Annotated in this window: 17 protein-coding genes; 13 read left to right on the top strand and 4 right to left on the bottom strand. The window is 68.4% G+C overall.

Going from position 1 to position 15564, the window contains the following annotated elements:
* The first annotated feature begins 11 nt into the window (after nt 1-11).
* Nucleotides 12-641 carry a DUF6806 family protein gene (locus KUD94_RS06575; protein WP_218238987.1) on the top strand — a complete coding sequence of 210 codons (630 nt, stop codon included), beginning with the start codon at nt 12-14 and terminating at the stop codon, nt 639-641.
* Here KUD94_RS06575 and murI read toward each other — a convergent pair.
* Complete coding sequence (murI, locus tag KUD94_RS06570; protein WP_218238986.1) at nt 561-1529, bottom strand: glutamate racemase; 969 nt, start codon at nt 1527-1529, stop codon at nt 561-563. The two genes, KUD94_RS06575 and murI, sit on opposite strands and share 81 nt — an antisense overlap.
* A 128-nt stretch (nt 1530-1657) precedes the next feature.
* Here murI and KUD94_RS06565 point away from each other — a divergent pair, with 128 nt between their 5' ends.
* The 8 genes from KUD94_RS06565 to KUD94_RS06530 all read left to right on the top strand — a co-directional run bounded on the left by KUD94_RS06565 (nt 1658) and on the right by KUD94_RS06530 (nt 8666).
* Complete coding sequence (locus KUD94_RS06565; protein WP_218238985.1) at nt 1658-2452, top strand: SDR family oxidoreductase; 795 nt, start codon at nt 1658-1660, stop codon at nt 2450-2452.
* A gap of 5 nt (nt 2453-2457) precedes the next feature.
* Nucleotides 2458-2883: a PaaI family thioesterase gene (locus tag KUD94_RS06560; RefSeq protein WP_218238984.1), complete on the top strand. Its 426-nt coding sequence runs from the start codon at nt 2458-2460 to the stop codon at nt 2881-2883.
* A 79-nt stretch (nt 2884-2962) separates the two neighbouring features.
* The gene (locus tag KUD94_RS06555) at nt 2963-3979 is read left to right on the top strand and encodes an NADP-dependent oxidoreductase (protein WP_218238983.1); all 1017 of its coding nucleotides are present in this window, start codon (nt 2963-2965) and stop codon (nt 3977-3979) included.
* Nucleotides 3980-3990: 11 nt separating this feature from the next.
* A complete protein-coding gene (locus KUD94_RS06550; RefSeq protein ID WP_218238982.1) occupies nt 3991-4893 on the top strand; it encodes an SDR family oxidoreductase in 903 nt (300 codons plus the stop codon).
* A gap of 30 nt (nt 4894-4923) precedes the next feature.
* Nucleotides 4924-5802 carry an EI24 domain-containing protein gene (locus tag KUD94_RS06545; RefSeq protein WP_370625896.1) on the top strand — a complete coding sequence of 293 codons (879 nt, stop codon included), beginning with the start codon at nt 4924-4926 and terminating at the stop codon, nt 5800-5802.
* The gene (locus tag KUD94_RS06540) at nt 5799-6620 is read left to right on the top strand and encodes a molybdopterin-binding protein (protein WP_218238980.1); all 822 of its coding nucleotides are present in this window, start codon (nt 5799-5801) and stop codon (nt 6618-6620) included. The genes KUD94_RS06545 and KUD94_RS06540 overlap by 4 nt, the downstream gene beginning before the upstream one ends.
* Before the next feature lie 79 nt (nt 6621-6699).
* Entirely contained in the window at nt 6700-8115 is a 1416-nt protein-coding gene (glnA, locus tag KUD94_RS06535; RefSeq protein WP_218238979.1) for a type I glutamate--ammonia ligase, read from the top strand.
* 80 nt (nt 8116-8195) lie between these two features.
* Entirely contained in the window at nt 8196-8666 is a 471-nt protein-coding gene (locus tag KUD94_RS06530; protein ID WP_218238978.1) for a hypothetical protein, read from the top strand.
* Between the two features lie 22 nt (nt 8667-8688).
* On the opposite strand, the gene KUD94_RS06525 is transcribed toward KUD94_RS06530, so the two are convergent.
* The 3 genes from KUD94_RS06525 to KUD94_RS06515 all read right to left on the bottom strand — a co-directional run bounded on the left by KUD94_RS06525 (nt 8689) and on the right by KUD94_RS06515 (nt 10718).
* A complete protein-coding gene (locus KUD94_RS06525; protein WP_218239210.1) occupies nt 8689-9150 on the bottom strand; it encodes a low molecular weight protein-tyrosine-phosphatase in 462 nt (153 codons plus the stop codon).
* A 70-nt stretch (nt 9151-9220) separates the two neighbouring features.
* The gene (locus KUD94_RS06520; RefSeq protein ID WP_218238977.1) at nt 9221-10000 is read right to left on the bottom strand and encodes an exodeoxyribonuclease III; all 780 of its coding nucleotides are present in this window, start codon (nt 9998-10000) and stop codon (nt 9221-9223) included.
* 40 nt (nt 10001-10040) lie between these two features.
* The gene (locus tag KUD94_RS06515; protein ID WP_218238976.1) at nt 10041-10718 is read right to left on the bottom strand and encodes a sulfite exporter TauE/SafE family protein; all 678 of its coding nucleotides are present in this window, start codon (nt 10716-10718) and stop codon (nt 10041-10043) included.
* A 221-nt stretch (nt 10719-10939) separates the two neighbouring features.
* Here KUD94_RS06515 and KUD94_RS06510 point away from each other — a divergent pair, with 221 nt between their 5' ends.
* The 4 genes from KUD94_RS06510 to ccoO all read left to right on the top strand — a co-directional run bounded on the left by KUD94_RS06510 (nt 10940) and on the right by ccoO (nt 15560).
* Nucleotides 10940-13225: a cation-translocating P-type ATPase gene (locus tag KUD94_RS06510; RefSeq protein WP_255569179.1), complete on the top strand. Its 2286-nt coding sequence runs from the start codon at nt 10940-10942 to the stop codon at nt 13223-13225.
* Entirely contained in the window at nt 13225-13362 is a 138-nt protein-coding gene (ccoS, locus tag KUD94_RS06505) for a cbb3-type cytochrome oxidase assembly protein CcoS (protein WP_146913479.1), read from the top strand. Before KUD94_RS06510 ends, ccoS begins: the two co-directional genes overlap by 1 nt.
* A gap of 123 nt (nt 13363-13485) precedes the next feature.
* Nucleotides 13486-14913 (top strand): cytochrome-c oxidase, cbb3-type subunit I, encoded by a 1428-nt coding sequence (ccoN, locus tag KUD94_RS06500; RefSeq protein WP_218238974.1) that lies wholly within the window; start codon nt 13486-13488, stop codon nt 14911-14913.
* 29 nt (nt 14914-14942) lie between these two features.
* A complete protein-coding gene (gene ccoO, locus KUD94_RS06495) occupies nt 14943-15560 on the top strand; it encodes a cytochrome-c oxidase, cbb3-type subunit II (protein ID WP_218238973.1) in 618 nt (205 codons plus the stop codon).
* The last annotated feature ends 4 nt before the right edge of the window (nt 15561-15564 follow it).

The raw sequence follows: 15564 nt of genomic DNA, 5'->3' as shown, positions 1-15564 counted from the left end.
AAGAAGGTTTTATGTCAGATTACAACGCTCCCTTTGAAATCCACGTCCACGGCCAGGTTCAGTTGCGCCTCGGGGTGGATTTCGCGCAGTTGCAAGACGCGCTCAAGCCCTTGTGGAAGTACGCCGGCGCCCGCTCTCTGGCCGACGGCTCGGTCAGCGCCTACGAGGAAGAGCCGGGCATCCAGTTCGAGCCCAAGGAGCGCCTGCTGCAGATGTGCTGGACAGTGCGCGGCGACGAAGATTTTCGCCAGTCGCTCGATGAAATGTGCATGAGCCTCAACGAAATCGCCGACCAGGGCGCGGCGATCGAGGTGACTTTCTACGACACCGAATTCGACGAAGACGAAGCCGAAGAGGCCGAGGACGAGAGCGAATCGCGCGACGACTTCCTGATGCTCTTCGTCGGGCCGACGCCCGCGGCCATCATGCAGGTGCAGCGCGACATGCTGGTGCAGGACGTGATCAACGTGATGGAGCGGCACTTCGACGCCGCCGAGCTCTCGGGCGTGGTCGCCGAGATCGACAAGCTGTTCACCGAGCGCTTCGACGCGCTGGTCAGCTCACTTGACCTGAGCCGCCGCCCGCGCGGCACCGGCGGCGGGCGCGGCGGCAGCAACCGCCGCCCGCGTCACCTGCACTGAGGGGCGCTCGGCGGGCTCGGCAGCCTCATCGGCCAGGGCAGCGACCGAACAGACTTCGGGCGGCAAGGCCAGCCAGCGCGCCGCCGCTGCCTGCAGCGCGGCAAGAGAGCCGGTGGTGAGCAGGCGCACCGGCTCGCCCCGCCCGCCATGCAAGCCCTCGGCCAGCAGCCCGTGCTGCTGCAGTTTGCGCCTTGCCTGGCGCGCCACGGCCGCGCCGGTTTCAACCAGCATCACCTCGGGCCCCGCCAGTTGCTGCAGCAGCGGCTGCACGAAGACGTAGTGCGTGCAGCCGAGCACCAGGGTGTCCATCTCGCCGGGTTTGGTGCCAAAACTGCCCAAAGCGCTGATGTAGCGGGCGCAGAGCGCTCTGGTTTTTTCCAGCACTTGCCCGGGGTCGCCCGTCGGCAGCGTGGCTTGCTCTATGGCCTGCGCAAGTCCGTCGCAGGCCTGAACCGAAAAGCGCGTGCGTTCGCCCTGGCGCGCCAGCAGTTCGGCAAAGCGGCTGCTCTGCACCGTGCCGCGCGTGGCGAGCACGCCCACGTGCCCGGTGCGGCTGCACAGCGCGGCGGGCTTGAGCGCAGGCTCGACGCCCACGATGGGCAACTGCGGAAAGCTCTCGCGCAGCGCATTCACCGCCGCGGCGGTTGCGGTGTTGCAGGCTACGACCAGCAGTGCGATCGCGTGCTCACGCACCAGGTGCCGCGTTATTGCCAGGCTGCGCTGGCGCACGAAGCGCTCGCCCTTCTCGCCATAAGGGGCGTGCGCGCTGTCGGCCAGGTAGACAAAGCGCTCCTGCGGCAATTCCTCGCGCAGTGCGCGCAGCACGCTCAGACCGCCTATGCCGCTGTCGAAGACGCCTATGGGTGCATGGCCGGGAGGAAGGGGCATGGCGATTGCTGGCATGAAACCGGGCAAATATAGCGCCTTGGCTGCGCGCGCAGGCGACAGCAGGCGACACGCTTGCACACCACAATCGGCTGAGCGGGCCCGGCCCGCGCAACTCGAGGAGGCGATCCATGACGGCACGCAGCGTGCAGCAGCTTTTTGATCTTTCTGGCCGCAGCGCGCTGGTGACCGGCGGCTCGCGCGGCCTGGGCCTGCAGATGGCCCATGCGCTGGGCGAGGCGGGCGCGCGCATCATGCTGGCAAGTCGCAAGGCCGAAGAGCTGGACCAGGCCGCCGCCGAGCTGCAGGCCGCCGGCATCGACGCGCGCTGGACGGCGGCCGACTGCGCGCAGGAGGCCGACATCCAGCGTCTGGCGAGCGAGACGCTGCAGCGCATGGGCGCGGTGGACATCCTGGTGAACAACGCCGGCGCCAGTTGGGGAGCGCCGGCCGAGGACCATCCGCTCGCGGCCTGGGACAAGGTGATGAACCTGAACGTGCGCGGCTACTTTCTGCTGGCGCAGGCGCTGGCCAAGGCCAGCATGATTGCGCGCGGCCGGGGCAGCATCATCAACGTGGCCTCGATTGCGGCGCTGGGCGGCAATCCGCTGGCAATGAAGACGATTGCCTACAACACCTCCAAGGGCGCGGTGCTCAACTTCACGCGCGCGCTGGCCGCGGAGTGGGGACGCTACGGCATCCGCGTGAATGCAATCTGTCCGGGTTTCTTTCGCACCAGGATGGCCAGCGTGCTGATTGACACCATGGGCGAAGACAGGATGAAGGCCGGCGCGCCGCTGGGCCGGCTGGGCGACGACGAAGACCTCAAGGGCCTGACCTTGCTGTACGCAAGCGATGCGGGCAAGCACATCACCGGTCAGTGGATGGCCGTCGATGGCGGCGTGAGCGCCATCGTCGCCGGCTGATGGCCATGGCTGCGAGCCGGGGTTTCGATATCGACATCCCCTTCGTCAAGTCGCTGGGCATCACCCTGGTGCAGCTGGGCGGCGGGGAGTCTGAGCTGCACTATGAGGCGCGGCCTGAACACCTCAATTCATGGCGCATCACCCATGGCGGCGCCTTGATGACGCTGCTGGACGTGACCATGGCGATGGCGGCGCGCAGCGAGGGCCTGCAAAGCGGCATGGGCATGGTGACGGTGGAGATGAAAACCAGTTTCCTGCGCCCCGCCACCGGCCGGCTGGCAGGGCGTGGCAAGCTGCTGCACCGCACGCGCAGCCTGGCCTTTGTGCAAGCCACGGTGTACAACGCCGAGGGGCAAGCCTGCTGCCATGCCACGGGCACGTTCAAATACCTTCGCAGCCTGGCGGGCGGGGCGGGCGCGCCAGCTTCGTAAATTCAAGAGAAATATGCCTCAAACGCTTGCTGGACAAGCGCGAGCAGCTCTCTAAAACATAGCAAAAGGAGTGTATCCCATGCCCCGCAACCAGCAGATCGTGCTCGAGCAGCGCCCCCAGGGCGCGGCCACCGTGGACAACTTCCGGCTGGTGACGAGCGACACGCCGCCTCTGGCCGAGGGGCAGGTGCTGGTGCGCCACCACTACCTGAGCCTGGATCCCTACATGCGCGGGCGCATGAACGACAGCAAGAGCTACGCCGCCAGCCAGCCCCTGGGCGAAGTCATGATGGGCGGCACCGTGGGCGAGGTGATCGAAAGCCGCCACCCCCAGTACGCCGTGGGCGACAAGGTGGTCGGCATGGGCGGCTGGCAGGAGTATTCGGTGGTCGATGGCGGCGCGCCGGGCCTGCTGCGCAAGGTGGACGCAAGCCAGGTGCCGCTGTCGTATTACCTCGGCGCCGTGGGCATGCCGGGCGTGACGGCGTGGTATGGACTCACGCAGATCATCGAACCCCAGCCCGGCCAGACGCTCACCGTGAGCGCCGCCACGGGCGCTGTGGGCAGCGCGTTTGCGGCGCTGGCCAAGGCGCGGGGCTGCCGCGTCGTCGGCATTGCGGGCGGGCCGCTCAAGTGTGCCTATGCGGTCGATGAGCTGGGTTTTGATGCCTGCATAGACCATCGCGCGCACGGCGACCTCAAGGCGATGTCGCAGGCGCTCAAGGCGGCGTGTCCCCATGGCATCGACGGCCACTTCGAGAACGTGGGCGGCTATCTGCTCGACGCCGTGCTGCTGCGCGCCAATGCGTTTGCCCGCGTTGCGCTGTGCGGAATGATCGCGGGCTACGACGGCCAGCCGCTGCCGCTGCTCAACCCCGCGCTGCTCTTGATCAACCGCATGCGCGTGCAGGGCTTCATCGTCAGCGAACACATGCAGTTCTGGCCCCAGGCGCTGCAGGAGCTGGCCGGTCTGGTCGTGGCCGGCAGGTTGCGCCCGCGCGAGACCGTGGCCCAGGGCCTGGCGAGCGCGCCCGAGGCCTTTCTTGGCTTGCTGCAGGGCAAGAACGTGGGCAAGCAGCTGGTCAAGCTCGTCTGAGGGGAGAGCCCATGATCGAGGATTTTGCGGGCAAGACGGCCGTCCTCACCGGGGCGGGTTCGGGTTTCGGCCTGGAATGTGCGCGGATTGCCGCGCGCCGCGGCATGCAGCTGGTGCTGGTGGATGTGCAGCAGGACGCGCTGGACCTGGCGGTCGCCGAGCTCGAGCCGCTGGGCCTACCCCTGCTCGCGCGCCGCGTGGACGTATCCAGTGGCGAGCATATGCAGGCCCTGGCCGAGGCGGTGCACGAGCGCTTTGGCGCGCCGCACCTGGTGTTCAACAACGCCGGAGTGGGCGCCGCCGGCCTGATCTGGGAGAGCGGCGAAGCCGATTGGCAATGGGTGCTCGGCGTGAATCTCTGGGGCGTGATCCACGGGCTGCGGCTGTTCACGCCAATGATGCTGGCGGCGGCGCGTGCCGACCCGCACTGGCGCGGCCACATCGTCAATACCGCCAGCATGGCCGGTTTGGTGAGCATGCCCAACATGGGTGTGTACAACACCAGCAAGCACGCGGTCGTCGCGCTGAGCGAGACGCTGTACCAGGACTTGCAGCTGGTCACCACCCAGGTGGGCGCCAGCGTGCTCTGCCCCTACTTCGTGGCCACCGGCATAGGCCACAGCGAGCGCAACCGGCCCGCAGGCCTGCAGGGCGACGCGCAAACCCCGAGCCAGCGCGTGGGCCAGGCCATGCTGGACAAGGCGGTCGCGCACGGCAAGGTCTCGGCCGCCGAGGTCGCGGCCAGGGTGTTCGAGGCGGTTGCGCAAGACGATTTCTACGTCTACAGCCACCCGCAGGCGCTCGCCGGCGTGGCCGCGCGCATGCAGGCCATCGTCGAGGCGCGCAAGCCGCCCGACCCCTTTGCCGGCCGGCCCGAGGTCGGCGCGCAACTGCGCAGCGCGTTGCGGCAATAAGGCCAGCACGGCGCTATGCTTGCGGGCACCATGTCGCCCTTGATCGATTCCTTCTGGCGCGCGGCCGGCTATTGCCTGATGCCGCGCGTGATCGCGCTGTCGCTGCTGCCGCTGGTGCTGATCGGCGTCGTCACGGCGGCGGGTGGCTATTTCTTCTGGGCGGCGGCGGTCGCCTGGATGCAGGCACTGCTGGACGGCACGGCCTGGCTGGGCACGGTCTGGGGCTGGCTTGCCCACGTGGGCGTGAGCGACGTGCCGGCGGTGCTCGCGCCCCTGCTGGTGCTGCTGCTGACGCTGCCGGTGGTGGTCTTCGTCTGCGTGCTGGCAGTGTCCGCGCTGATGGTGCCGGCCATCGTCGATCTCGTGGCCAAGCGGCGTTTTGCGCAGATGCAGCGCCGCCATGGCGCGGGCGTGCTCGCGAGCATCTGGTGGTCGGCGTCCTCGACCATCGTGGCGCTGGCGGTGCTGGTGCTGTCCGTGCCGCTGTGGCTGATTCCGCCGCTGGTGCTGATCCTGCCGCCGCTGATCTGGGGCTGGCTCACCTACCGGGTGATGGCGTTCGACGCGCTGGCCGAGCATGCCAGCAGCGAAGAGCGCAAGACCATCTTTGCGCGCCAGCGCGCGAGTCTGCTGGTCATCGGCGTGCTCTGCGGTCTGCTGGGCGCGGCGCCGGCGGTGGTCTGGGCCTCGGGCGTGGTGTTTGCGGCGGCCTTCTTCGTGCTGATTCCCGTGGCCATCTGGATCTACACGCTGGTGTTCGCCTTCTCGTCGCTGTGGTTCACCCACTACTGCCTGCAAGCCCTCCAGCGCCTGCGCAGCCTGCAGCCGCCCGTGCCGGCGGGGGCCGTGCTGGGCGGGCCGGTCGTGGACGTGGCAGCGCGGCCGATTGCGCCGGCGCAGCAGCCATGAGCCCGGACTTTGGCCTCATCATCGTCGGTGACGAGATCCTCTCGGGCAAGCGCACCGACAAGCACCTGCCGGCCGTGGTCCGCATGCTGGGCGAGCGCGGGCTGGCGCTGTCCTGGGCGCAGGTGGTGGGCGATGAGCCGCGGCGCATCACCGAACTGTTGGCGCGCAGCTTCGCCGGCAGCGAGGTGGTGTTCTGCTGCGGCGGCATAGGTGCCACGCCCGACGACCACACCCGCCAGTGCGCCGCGCAGGCGCTGGGCGTGCCGCTGGTGGCGCACCGCGAGGCGCAGGCCTTGATCACCGAACGCATGCAGGACGTGGCGCGCGCGCAAGGCGCGGCCTTTGATGCGGCCCGTGCCGACAACCTGCAGCGCCTGCAGATGGGCGTGCTGCCCCAGGGCGCGCGCCTCATTCCCAACCCCTACAACAAGATCGCCGGCTTTTCCTGCACCGGCGCGGGCGGGGCGGTGGTGCACTTCGTGCCGGGCTTTCCCGTCATGGCCTGGCCGATGATCGAATGGGTGCTTGAAACCAGCTGCGCCCGCTGGTTTCACCGCAGCCCCCAGGCCGAGCATTCGGTGGTGTTGCACGGCGCCAGCGAAGCCGCGCTCACGCCGCTGATGCAGCGCATCGAAGCCGAACACCCGGGCGTGCGGGTGTTCAGCCTGCCCAGCGTCGACCATCCGGTGTATGGCGCGCACATCGAGCTGGGCGTCAAGGGCGAAGCCGCCCGCGTGCCCGCTGCCTGGCAGGCGCTGCTGGCCGGCCTGCAGGCCCAGGCCATTGCGCTCGGGCCACAGATCGAGCGCCGCGGCTGAAGCGCGGCACCTTAGAATTCCATGCTTTCGCCCACGCCATTTTCCGGGCGTGCGGCTTTGACACTCCAGGAGTTGCCTGATGGCCAAGACCGTCGCCGACGTGATGCGGATGGTGCAAGAAAGAGAAGTGCGTTTCGTCGATCTGCGCTTTACCGACACCCGCGGCAAGGAGCACCACGTCACCATTCCCGTCTCCCATTTCGACGAGGACAAGTTCGCCAGCGGCCATGCCTTCGACGGCTCGTCCATGCCGGGCTGGAAGGGCATAGAGGCCTCGGACATGCAGCTCATGCCCGATCCGCAGACGGCCAACATCGACCCGTTCTTCGAGCAGACCACGCTCATCCTGCAGTGCGACGTGGTCGAGCCGGGCGACGGCAAGGCCTACGACCGCGACCCGCGCTCCATCGCCAAGCGCGCCGAGGCCTATCTGAAGGCCTCGGGCCTGGGCGACACCGCCTACTTCGGGCCCGAACCCGAATTCTTCATGTTCGACAGCGTGCGCTGGGCCACCGAACCGGGCAAGGTGTTCTTCGAGATCGACGAATACGAAGCGCCGTGGAACACCGGTGCGCCCATGGAGGGCAGCAACCGCGGCCACCGCCCCGCGACCAAGGGCGGCTACCAGCCGGTGCCGCCGGTCGACAGCGCCCAGGATATCCGCGCGCAGATGTCCAGCGTGCTCGAATCGCTCGGCATCCCGGTGGAGGTGTTCCACCACGAAGTGGGCGGCGCGGGGCAAAACGAGATCGGCACGCGCTTTTCCACGCTGGTGCAGCGCGCCGACTGGACCCAGCTCATGAAGTACGTGATCTGGAACGTGGCCGATTCCTATGGCAAGACCGTCACCTTCATGCCCAAGCCCTACGCCGGCGACAACGGCAGCGGCATGCACGTGCACCAGTCGATCTGGAAGGACGGCAAGAACCTGTTCGCGGGCGACGGCTACGCCGGTCTGTCGGATTTCGCGCTGCACTACATCGGCGGCCTGATCAAGCACGCCCGCGCGCTCAACGCCATCACCAACCCGGGTACCAACAGCTACAAGCGCCTGGTGCCGGGCTTCGAGGCGCCGGTCAAGCTCGCCTACAGCGCCAGGAACCGCTCGGCCTCGATCCGCATTCCCTACGTGGCCAACCCGCGCGGTCGGCGGGTGGAGGCGCGCTTCCCCGACCCGCTGATGAACCCCTACCTCGGCTTTGCCGCGCTGATGATGGCCGGGCTTGACGGGGTGGAAAACCAGATCCACCCGGGCGAAGCCGCGACCAAGGACCTCTACCATCTGCCGCCTGAAGAAGATTCGCTGGTGCCCACGGTCTGCGCGAGTCTGGAAGAAGCGCTGGGCGCGCTCGACGCAGACCGAGGCTTTCTCACGCGCGGCGGGGTGTTTTCCGACGGCATGCTCGACGCCTACATCGAGCTCAAGCATGCCGAGGTACGGCGCCTGCGTATGACCCCGCACCCGGCCGAATTCGACATGTATTACGCTTTGTGACGTCTGGCTGCAGGCGCCCTCGGCATATGGTCCATACTTGCCGATCCCGACGCCCGAGCACCGCTGAGTCAAGGTTACGCATGAAAAATTCCCTGTTTGTCCTGTCCGCCCTGGCGCTTGCACTGGTGTGGCAGCCTGCGGGCGCGCAGGACCGCATCTACCGCTGCGGCAACGAATACACCAACAACGCGAGCCAGGCCAAGGAGCGCGGTTGCAAGCTGGTGGAGGGCGGCAACGTCACGGTGCTGCAAAGCAGCCGGCCCGCCACGCCGGCCGCCGCCTCGCCAGCTTCGGCGCCCAAGGTGAGCGCGGCCGACCAGAAGGCGCGCGATTCCGACCGCCAGGCCATCCTGCAGGACGAATTGCGCAAGGCCGAGGCCAAACTGGCCGAGCTGACCAAGGAATACAACAACGGCTTTCCGCAAAAGAGCGCCCTGGAGATGCGCAATACCCAGGCCTACCAGGAGCGCACCACCGAGCTCAAGGCCAACCTGGACCGCGCCCAGGCCGACGTGGACGGCATACGCCGCGAGCTCGAGCGCATCAAATAAAGGGGGCGGCGCAGCAGCGCGTTCAGCTCAGGCCCCGGGCCTGCAGTTGCCTCAGCAGGCCGCGGCACGCGTCCTCCACCAGGTCCAGCACCCGCTCGAAACCTTCGTCCCCGCCGTAGTAGGGGTCGGGCACCTCGGCGCACGCCGGCGTGCTGCAGAAGTCGGTCAGCCGCGCAATCCGCGACGCAAACTGTGGCGGGCACAGCGCCCGAGCCGCTGCCTCGTTGGCGGCGTCCATCACCAGCACCAGGTCAAAGCGCTGGAAATCTTCGCGCACCAGCTGGCGTGCGCGCAGGCTCGACAAGTCGTAGCCGCGCGCACCCGCATGCCGGCAGGCGCGCGCGTCCGGCGCGGCGCCGATGTGGTAGTCGTGCGTGCCGGCGGAGTCGACCTGCAGGCTGTGCGCAAGCCCCGCCTCACGCGCCATCCGGCGCAGCACGCCTTCGGCCGTGGGGCTGCGGCAGATGTTGCCCATGCATACCATGAGCACATGCAGGCGCGCGTCCTGGCGTGTGCCCAGGTCGGCAAGCGTAGGTAGTGGATGCATCGCGGGCTCAGGCATCGAGAGTCAGCACCACGGGCGCGTGGTCGCTGGGTTGGCGGTTCTTGCGCGGCGAGCGGTCCACTTCGCAGGCGCGCGCCTGGCCCTTGAGCGCCTCGCTCACGAGGATGTGGTCTATGCGCATGCCGCGATTCTTCTGGAAACCGAGCATGCGGTAGTCCCACCAGGAAAAGGTCTGCGGCGCCTGCTCGAAGAGCCGGAAGCTGTCGCTCAGCCCCAGCGCCAGCAGCGCCTGGAAGTGCGCGCGCTCCTCGGGCGTGTGCAAGATGGTGCCGGCAAGCCCGACCGGGTCCCAGGTGTCGTCGTCTTGCGGCACGATGTTGAAGTCGCCGAGCAGCACCAGGCGCGGGTGGTGCGCCAGCTCCTCTCTTACCCATTGCTGCAGCGCTGCCAGCCAGCGCATCTTGTAGGCGAACTTGTCGCTGCCCGGTGCCTGGCCGTTGACGAAATACCCGTTGATGATGCGCAGCCGACCGCCGGGCGCGTCCAGCGTGGCGGCGATCGCGCGTGCCTGCTCGTCCTCGAAGCCCGGAATGTTGCGCACCACTTCGCGCAGCGGCGCGCGCGCGATCAGGGCCACACCGTTGTAGGTCTTCTGGCCGAAGCAGCTGCTGTGGTAGCCCGCCAGCTCAAACGCGTCGTGCGGAAACTTGTCGTCGCTGAGCTTGAGCTCCTGCAGCGCCAGCACGTCGACCGGGTTGGCCTCCAGCCAGACCAGCACCTGAGGCAGGCGCACGGTCAGTGAATTGATGTTCCAGGTGGCGATCTTCATGCGGCCGATTGTGACCGCAGGCCGCTCGCGCGGCTTGGCTTCAGGTAACCACGCACCAGGGCGCCCGGTCATGGGCCAGGCCCATCCACAGCGCCCAGGCGGCGGAAGCCAGCAGCGCCAGGCCCGCCAGACGCATGCCCGTGCTGCCCATGCCCTTGCGGCCCAGACGCAGCAACGCCCAGGGGCCGAGCCACAAGGCCAGGCCCGAGCCCAGGGCAAACAGCGCCATGACCGCGGCGCCGCCGGCGGGGTTGCCTGCCAGCGCCGCAACCAGCACGGCCGAGTACAACAGCCCGCAGGGCAGCAGCGCCCAGGCCGCACCCAGACCCAGGGGCGCGCCCAGGCCGACGGCGCGCGTGGCCCGGCGCACGCGCAGCCACAAACGCTGCGCGCCGCTGTCCAGCCACACCGGCTGGCGGCCGAGCACGAGCAGCGCCAGCCCGAGCACGGCCGCGGCCACGTGGATCAGGCTCCACACGGGGCGCAGCGCGGCAGAGTGCAGCGTGAGCCAGCCCAGCCCCTGCATCGAGGCCGCGGCAAGCGCGCCCAGCGCGGCGTAGCCCAGCAGCCGGCCGAGCTGGAACACCGCGATCGACTGCTGCACCCGCGGCGCGCCTGCCTGACCTATGCCGGCGCAGGCTGCGCCGCACATGGCAATGCAGTGGGGACTGCCAACCAGGCCCATGAACAGCCCGGTGAGCGCAAGAGAAGTCTGCATCGGGCGATTCTAGGAGGGGGCCCCTGCGCTGCGCGGTGGCCCGCCCTTGATCTGGCGCAAGAAGCGCTCAGACCTCGATCGCCGCAGCGGCCTGCCGCGGTTAGACTGCTGCGCGCATTTCTGCCGGCGCCCGGCGCCCGCGCAGCCCCCACACCCCAGAGCCCCTTTCCCGCACTGCCGCGATGCAGGGAGCAGATGCCTTGAATTCCACCGTTTGGCCCATGCCGGAGCAGCGCTCGGCGGCTGCGGCCGCGCCCGAGCTCGGCGTGCTCGACGAGCGCGACGAATGGCAGGCCTTCAGCACGCCAGGCGCGGGTGGACCCGGGCAGTGGGAATCGATCGTCGCCTTCGAAGGCATGCACTGCGCGGCATGCGCGGTCACGCTGGAGCAGCTCCTGGGCGCGGTACCCGGCGTGCTGCGTGCCGAGGTGAGCGCTGCCGGCCAGCGCGGGCGCGTGCTGTGGGACGAGCGGGCCACGCGCCCCTCGCGCTGGATGCAGGCGCTGGCGGGCAGCGGCTACCGGGCGCTGCCTGTCACCGATCTGCAGTCCGGGCGGCGGCGCCAGGCTGAAAGCCGGCGCATGCTCTGGCGCCTGGGTGTGGCCGGCGTCTCGATGATGCAGGTGATGATGTATGCGTGGCCCGCCTACATCGCGCCCGGCGCCATCACGCCCGACATCGAGCAGCTGCTGCGCTGGGCGCAATGGGTGTTGGCGCTGCCGGTGATGCTGTTTTCCTGCCGGCCCTTTTTCGGCTCCGCCTGGCGGGATCTGCGCGCGCGGCGCATAGGCATGGACGTGCCGGTGGCCCTGGGCGTGCTGATCACCTTCGCAGTCAGCAGCCTGGGCACCTTCGAGCCGGAGGGGGCCTTTGGCCATCAGGTCTATTTCGATTCGCTGACCATGTTCGTCTTCTTCCTGCTGGCGGGTCGCTGGCTGGAGCTGCGCCTGCGCGACCGCTCCGCGGGCGCGCTTGAAGCGCTGATGCACCGCCTGCCGGAGACCGTGGAGCGCCTGCAGCCGGACGGCCAATGGCAGCGCGTGGCCGCACGGCGCGTGCGCCCGGGCGATTTGCTGCGCGTCTTGCCCGGCACGGCATTTCCGGCCGACGGCCAGATCGTGCACGGCGACACCCGCGTCGATGAAGCGCTGCTCACCGGGGAGTCGCGCGCACTGGCCCGCGGCCCGGGCGAGGCGGTGATTGCCGGCAGCCACAACCTGAGCGCAGCGGTGCAGATGCGTGCTAGCGCCGTGGGCGCGCAGACGCGCTACGCGCAGATCGTCGGCCTGATGGAGCAGGCCGCGAGCGACAAGCCCGATCTCGCGCGCCTGGCCGATCGCATCGCGCGGCCGTTTCTGCTGGCGGTGCTCTTGATCGCCGCGCTTGCCGGCGCGTGGTGGTGGCCGCAGGACCCGGCGCGCGCGCTGATGGTGGCGGTGGCGGTGCTGGTCGTGACCTGCCCTTGCGCGCTGTCGCTGGCAACGCCTGCGGCCATGTTGGCGAGCGCCGCCGCGCTGGCGCGGCGCGGGGTCCTGGTGCGCCGGCTGCAGGCCATCGAAGCGCTGGCGCAGATCGATACCCTGGTGTTCGACAAGACCGGCACGCTGACGAGCGATGCCTTCGCTCTGGCCGGCGTGGATACGCGCGCCGGCCTTGGCCGCGAGCAGGCCCTGGCGCTGGCGGTGCAACTGGCGCGTTGCAGCCTGCACCCGGTCTCGCGCGCGCTGGTCGCGGCAGCCGGCACCGAGGGCGGGGCCGCAGCGGCCCAGGAGGCGCGCGAAGTGGCCGGTCAGGGCGTAAGCGGGCTGGTCACGGATGGCGACGGGCGGGTGCTGGCCTGCCGGCTGGGTTCGGCCTCGTTTTGCGCGCTGGCGCTGAACGCCGCCGATCCGCCCCGCGGGCCGGTGTGCCATCTTGCCGACGAGAACGGCTGGCTGGCGAGCTTTCGCTTCGAAGAAGCGCTGCGCCCCGACGCCAAGGCGGCGGTGGGCGCCTTGCATGCACAAAATCTTGAGATTCGCCTGCTCTCGGGCGACCGCGATGCACCGGTGCAGCGCATGGCCGCGGCCGCCGGCATCGCGCTGGCCACGGGCGGCTGCACTCCGGACGGCAAGCTGCGCGCGCTGCAGGACCTGCAGCAGCAGGGGCAGCGCAGCGCCATGGTGGGCGATGGCCTGAACGACGGGCCGGTGCTCGCCGCTGCCCATGTGTCTTTTGCCTTCGGGCGCGCGGTGCCGCTGGCGCAGGCGCGCTCGGACTTCGTGGTGCTCGACGCCCGCCTCATGTCCATCGCCTGGGCGCGCGGCCAGGCGCTGCGCACCATGCGCGTGGTGCGCCAGAACCTGGCCTGGGCGCTGTCGTACAACCTGGCGGCGCTGCCGCTGGCGGTGCTGGGCTACATGCCGGCCTGGGCCGCGGGCCTGGGCATGGCGGCCAGTTCGCTGCTGGTGGTGGCCAATGCCTTGCGGCTCAACCGCGAGCCCGCGACTGGTCTGGAGGAGCGCTGATGGACATTCTTTATTTGCTGGTGCCGCTGTCCGTGGTGCTGGCGCTGCTGGTCATCGCCGCCCTGGGCTGGGCAATCTTTCGCGGGCAGTTTGACGACCTGGAGCGCGAAGGCGCACGGATTCTTGAGAATGATTGATCCAAGTCAAATTGACCATGATCGCCCTATGGATAATCGCCGGGCATTAGCGAAAACCCTTAGACCAGGCTGAACGAAAAGGCGCCTTCGGCCCTTGTCCTGGTTCCACACGGAGAGCGTTCGATGGTGAATTACAACGACAAGGTGGTGCGGCAATTCGCCATCATGACGGTCGTCTGGGGCGTGGTCGGGATGCTGGTCGGCGTGGTTGCCGCCGCGCAGCTGGCCTGGCCCGAACTCAATTTCGGCATCCCCTGGCTGAGCTACGGCCGGCTGCGCCCGCTGCACACCAACGGCGTGATCTTTGCCTTCGGCGGCACCGGGCTGATAGGCACCTCGTTGTACGTGGTGCAGCGCACCTCCCAGGCGCGTCTGTTCGGCGGCGAGGGCCTGGCCAACTTCATTTTCTGGGGCTGGCAACTGGCCATGGTGAGCGCGGTGATCACCCTGCCTCTGGGCCTCACGACGTCCAAGGAGTACGCCGAGCTCGAGTGGCCCATCGACATCCTGATCACCGTGGTCTGGGTGGCCTACGCCGTGGCCTTCTTCGGCACCATCGGTCGGCGCGCAATGAGCCACATCTATGTGGCCAACTGGTTCTATGGCGCCTTCATCATCGCGATCGCGCTGCTGCACGTCGGCAACAGCGCGGCTCTGCCGGTGGGCTGGTTCAAGTCCTATTCGGCCTATGCCGGCGTGCAGGACGCGATGGTGCAGTGGTGGTATGGGCACAACGCGGTGGGCTTTCTGCTCACCGCCGGTTTCCTCGGGATGATGTACTACTTCATCCCCAAAGCCGCGGGGCGCCCGATCTACAGCTATCGCCTGTCTATCGTGCATTTCTGGGCGCTGATCTTCACCTACATGTGGGCGGGCCCGCACCATCTGCACTACACCGCGCTGCCCGACTGGGTGCAGTCGGTGGGCATGGTGTTTTCCATCATCTTGCTCGCGCCGAGCTGGGGCGGAATGATCAACGGCATCATGACGCTCTCGGGTGCCTGGCACAAGCTGCGCGACGACCCGATCATCCGCTTTCTGGTGGTGTCGCTCTCGTTCTACGGCATGGCGACCTTCGAGGGCTCGCTGCTCTCGATCAAGACCATGAACGCGCTCAGCCATTACACCGACTGGACCGTGGGCCACGTGCACGCCGGGGCGCTGGGCTGGGTGGGCTTCATCACCATGGGTTCGCTCTACTGGATGATTCCGCGGCTGTACGGGCGCACCAGCATGTATTCCATCCGCGCCATCGAGCTGCACTTCTGGATGGCGACGCTCGGCATCGTGCTCTACATCGCCGCCATGTGGATCGCCGGCGTGATGCAAGGCCTGATGTGGCGCGCGATCAATGACGACGGCACGCTCACCTACGCCTTCGTCGAAGGGGTGAAGGCGACCTACCCCTTCTACGTGGTGCGCCTGCTGGGCGGCGTGCTCTACCTCGGGGGCATGGTCGTCATGCTCTGGAACATGTTCAAGACCATGGGCGCCGGGCGTGCGGCGGCGGTGCCCGTCGCGCCGGTCGCGGCGGCGGCAGCCGGCGCCTGAGCCGCTCGAGAAACAAGGAATACGACGACATGGCTCAAGAAGAGATCCGCGGCCACGCCCGCATCGAAACCAACAATTTCCTGATGATCGTGCTGGTGCTGCTGGTGGTGGCCATCGGCGGCCTTGTGGAGATCGTTCCGCTGTTCTTCCAGAAGTCCACGACCGAGCCGGTCGATGGCCTCAAACCCTATACCGCGGTGCAGGTCGTGGGGCGCGACATCTACGTGCGCGAAGGCTGCAACAACTGCCATTCGCAGATGATCCGCTCGCTGCTGCACGAGTCGCTGCGCTACGGGCCGGTATCCACTGCGGGCGAGTTCGTCTACGACCACCCGCACCTGTGGGGCAGCAAGCGCACCGGGCCAGACCTGGCGCGCGTGGGCGGCCGCTACAGCGACGACTGGCATGCGGTGCATCTGATCAATCCGCGCGCCGTGGTGCCGGAGTCCAACATGCCGGCCTATCCCTGGCTGGAGAAAACCCCGGCCGACAGCAAGAGCGTGCAGGCGCACATGCGCGGGCTGCGCACGCTGGGCGCGCCGTATACCGACGAAGAAATCGCGCAGGCGCCGGCCGAGGTCGAAGGCAAGAGCGAGCTGCAGGCCTTGATTGCCTACCTGCAGGTGCTCGGCACCCACCGCAAGTGATCGA

The organism is Comamonas sp. NLF-1-9 (genome assembly GCF_019195435.1).
Classification (GTDB): domain Bacteria; phylum Pseudomonadota; class Gammaproteobacteria; order Burkholderiales; family Burkholderiaceae_C; genus Comamonas_C.
Note: the sequence above shows the minus strand (reverse complement) of the source record. Positions and strands in the feature narration are given on the sequence as shown.

What these genes read in the sequence shown, in the direction of transcription:
- KUD94_RS06575 (WP_218238987.1), top strand. Translation starts at nt 12, where the DNA reads ATGTCAGATTACAACGCTCCCTTTGAAATCCACGTCCACGGCCAGGTT.
- murI (WP_218238986.1), bottom strand. Translation starts at nt 1,529, where the DNA reads ATGCCCCTTCCTCCCGGCCATGCACCCATAGGCGTCTTCGACAGCGGC.
- KUD94_RS06565 (WP_218238985.1), top strand. Translation starts at nt 1,658, where the DNA reads ATGACGGCACGCAGCGTGCAGCAGCTTTTTGATCTTTCTGGCCGCAGC.
- KUD94_RS06560 (WP_218238984.1), top strand. Translation starts at nt 2,458, where the DNA reads ATGGCTGCGAGCCGGGGTTTCGATATCGACATCCCCTTCGTCAAGTCG.
- KUD94_RS06555 (WP_218238983.1), top strand. Translation starts at nt 2,963, where the DNA reads ATGCCCCGCAACCAGCAGATCGTGCTCGAGCAGCGCCCCCAGGGCGCG.
- KUD94_RS06550 (WP_218238982.1), top strand. Translation starts at nt 3,991, where the DNA reads ATGATCGAGGATTTTGCGGGCAAGACGGCCGTCCTCACCGGGGCGGGT.
- KUD94_RS06545 (WP_370625896.1), top strand. Translation starts at nt 4,924, where the DNA reads ATGTCGCCCTTGATCGATTCCTTCTGGCGCGCGGCCGGCTATTGCCTG.
- KUD94_RS06540 (WP_218238980.1), top strand. Translation starts at nt 5,799, where the DNA reads ATGAGCCCGGACTTTGGCCTCATCATCGTCGGTGACGAGATCCTCTCG.
- glnA (WP_218238979.1), top strand. Translation starts at nt 6,700, where the DNA reads ATGGCCAAGACCGTCGCCGACGTGATGCGGATGGTGCAAGAAAGAGAA.
- KUD94_RS06530 (WP_218238978.1), top strand. Translation starts at nt 8,196, where the DNA reads ATGAAAAATTCCCTGTTTGTCCTGTCCGCCCTGGCGCTTGCACTGGTG.
- KUD94_RS06525 (WP_218239210.1), bottom strand. Translation starts at nt 9,150, where the DNA reads ATGGTATGCATGGGCAACATCTGCCGCAGCCCCACGGCCGAAGGCGTG.
- KUD94_RS06520 (WP_218238977.1), bottom strand. Translation starts at nt 10,000, where the DNA reads ATGAAGATCGCCACCTGGAACATCAATTCACTGACCGTGCGCCTGCCT.
- KUD94_RS06515 (WP_218238976.1), bottom strand. Translation starts at nt 10,718, where the DNA reads ATGCAGACTTCTCTTGCGCTCACCGGGCTGTTCATGGGCCTGGTTGGC.
- KUD94_RS06510 (WP_255569179.1), top strand. Translation starts at nt 10,940, where the DNA reads ATGCCGGAGCAGCGCTCGGCGGCTGCGGCCGCGCCCGAGCTCGGCGTG.
- ccoS (WP_146913479.1), top strand. Translation starts at nt 13,225, where the DNA reads ATGGACATTCTTTATTTGCTGGTGCCGCTGTCCGTGGTGCTGGCGCTG.
- ccoN (WP_218238974.1), top strand. Translation starts at nt 13,486, where the DNA reads ATGGTGAATTACAACGACAAGGTGGTGCGGCAATTCGCCATCATGACG.
- ccoO (WP_218238973.1), top strand. Translation starts at nt 14,943, where the DNA reads ATGGCTCAAGAAGAGATCCGCGGCCACGCCCGCATCGAAACCAACAAT.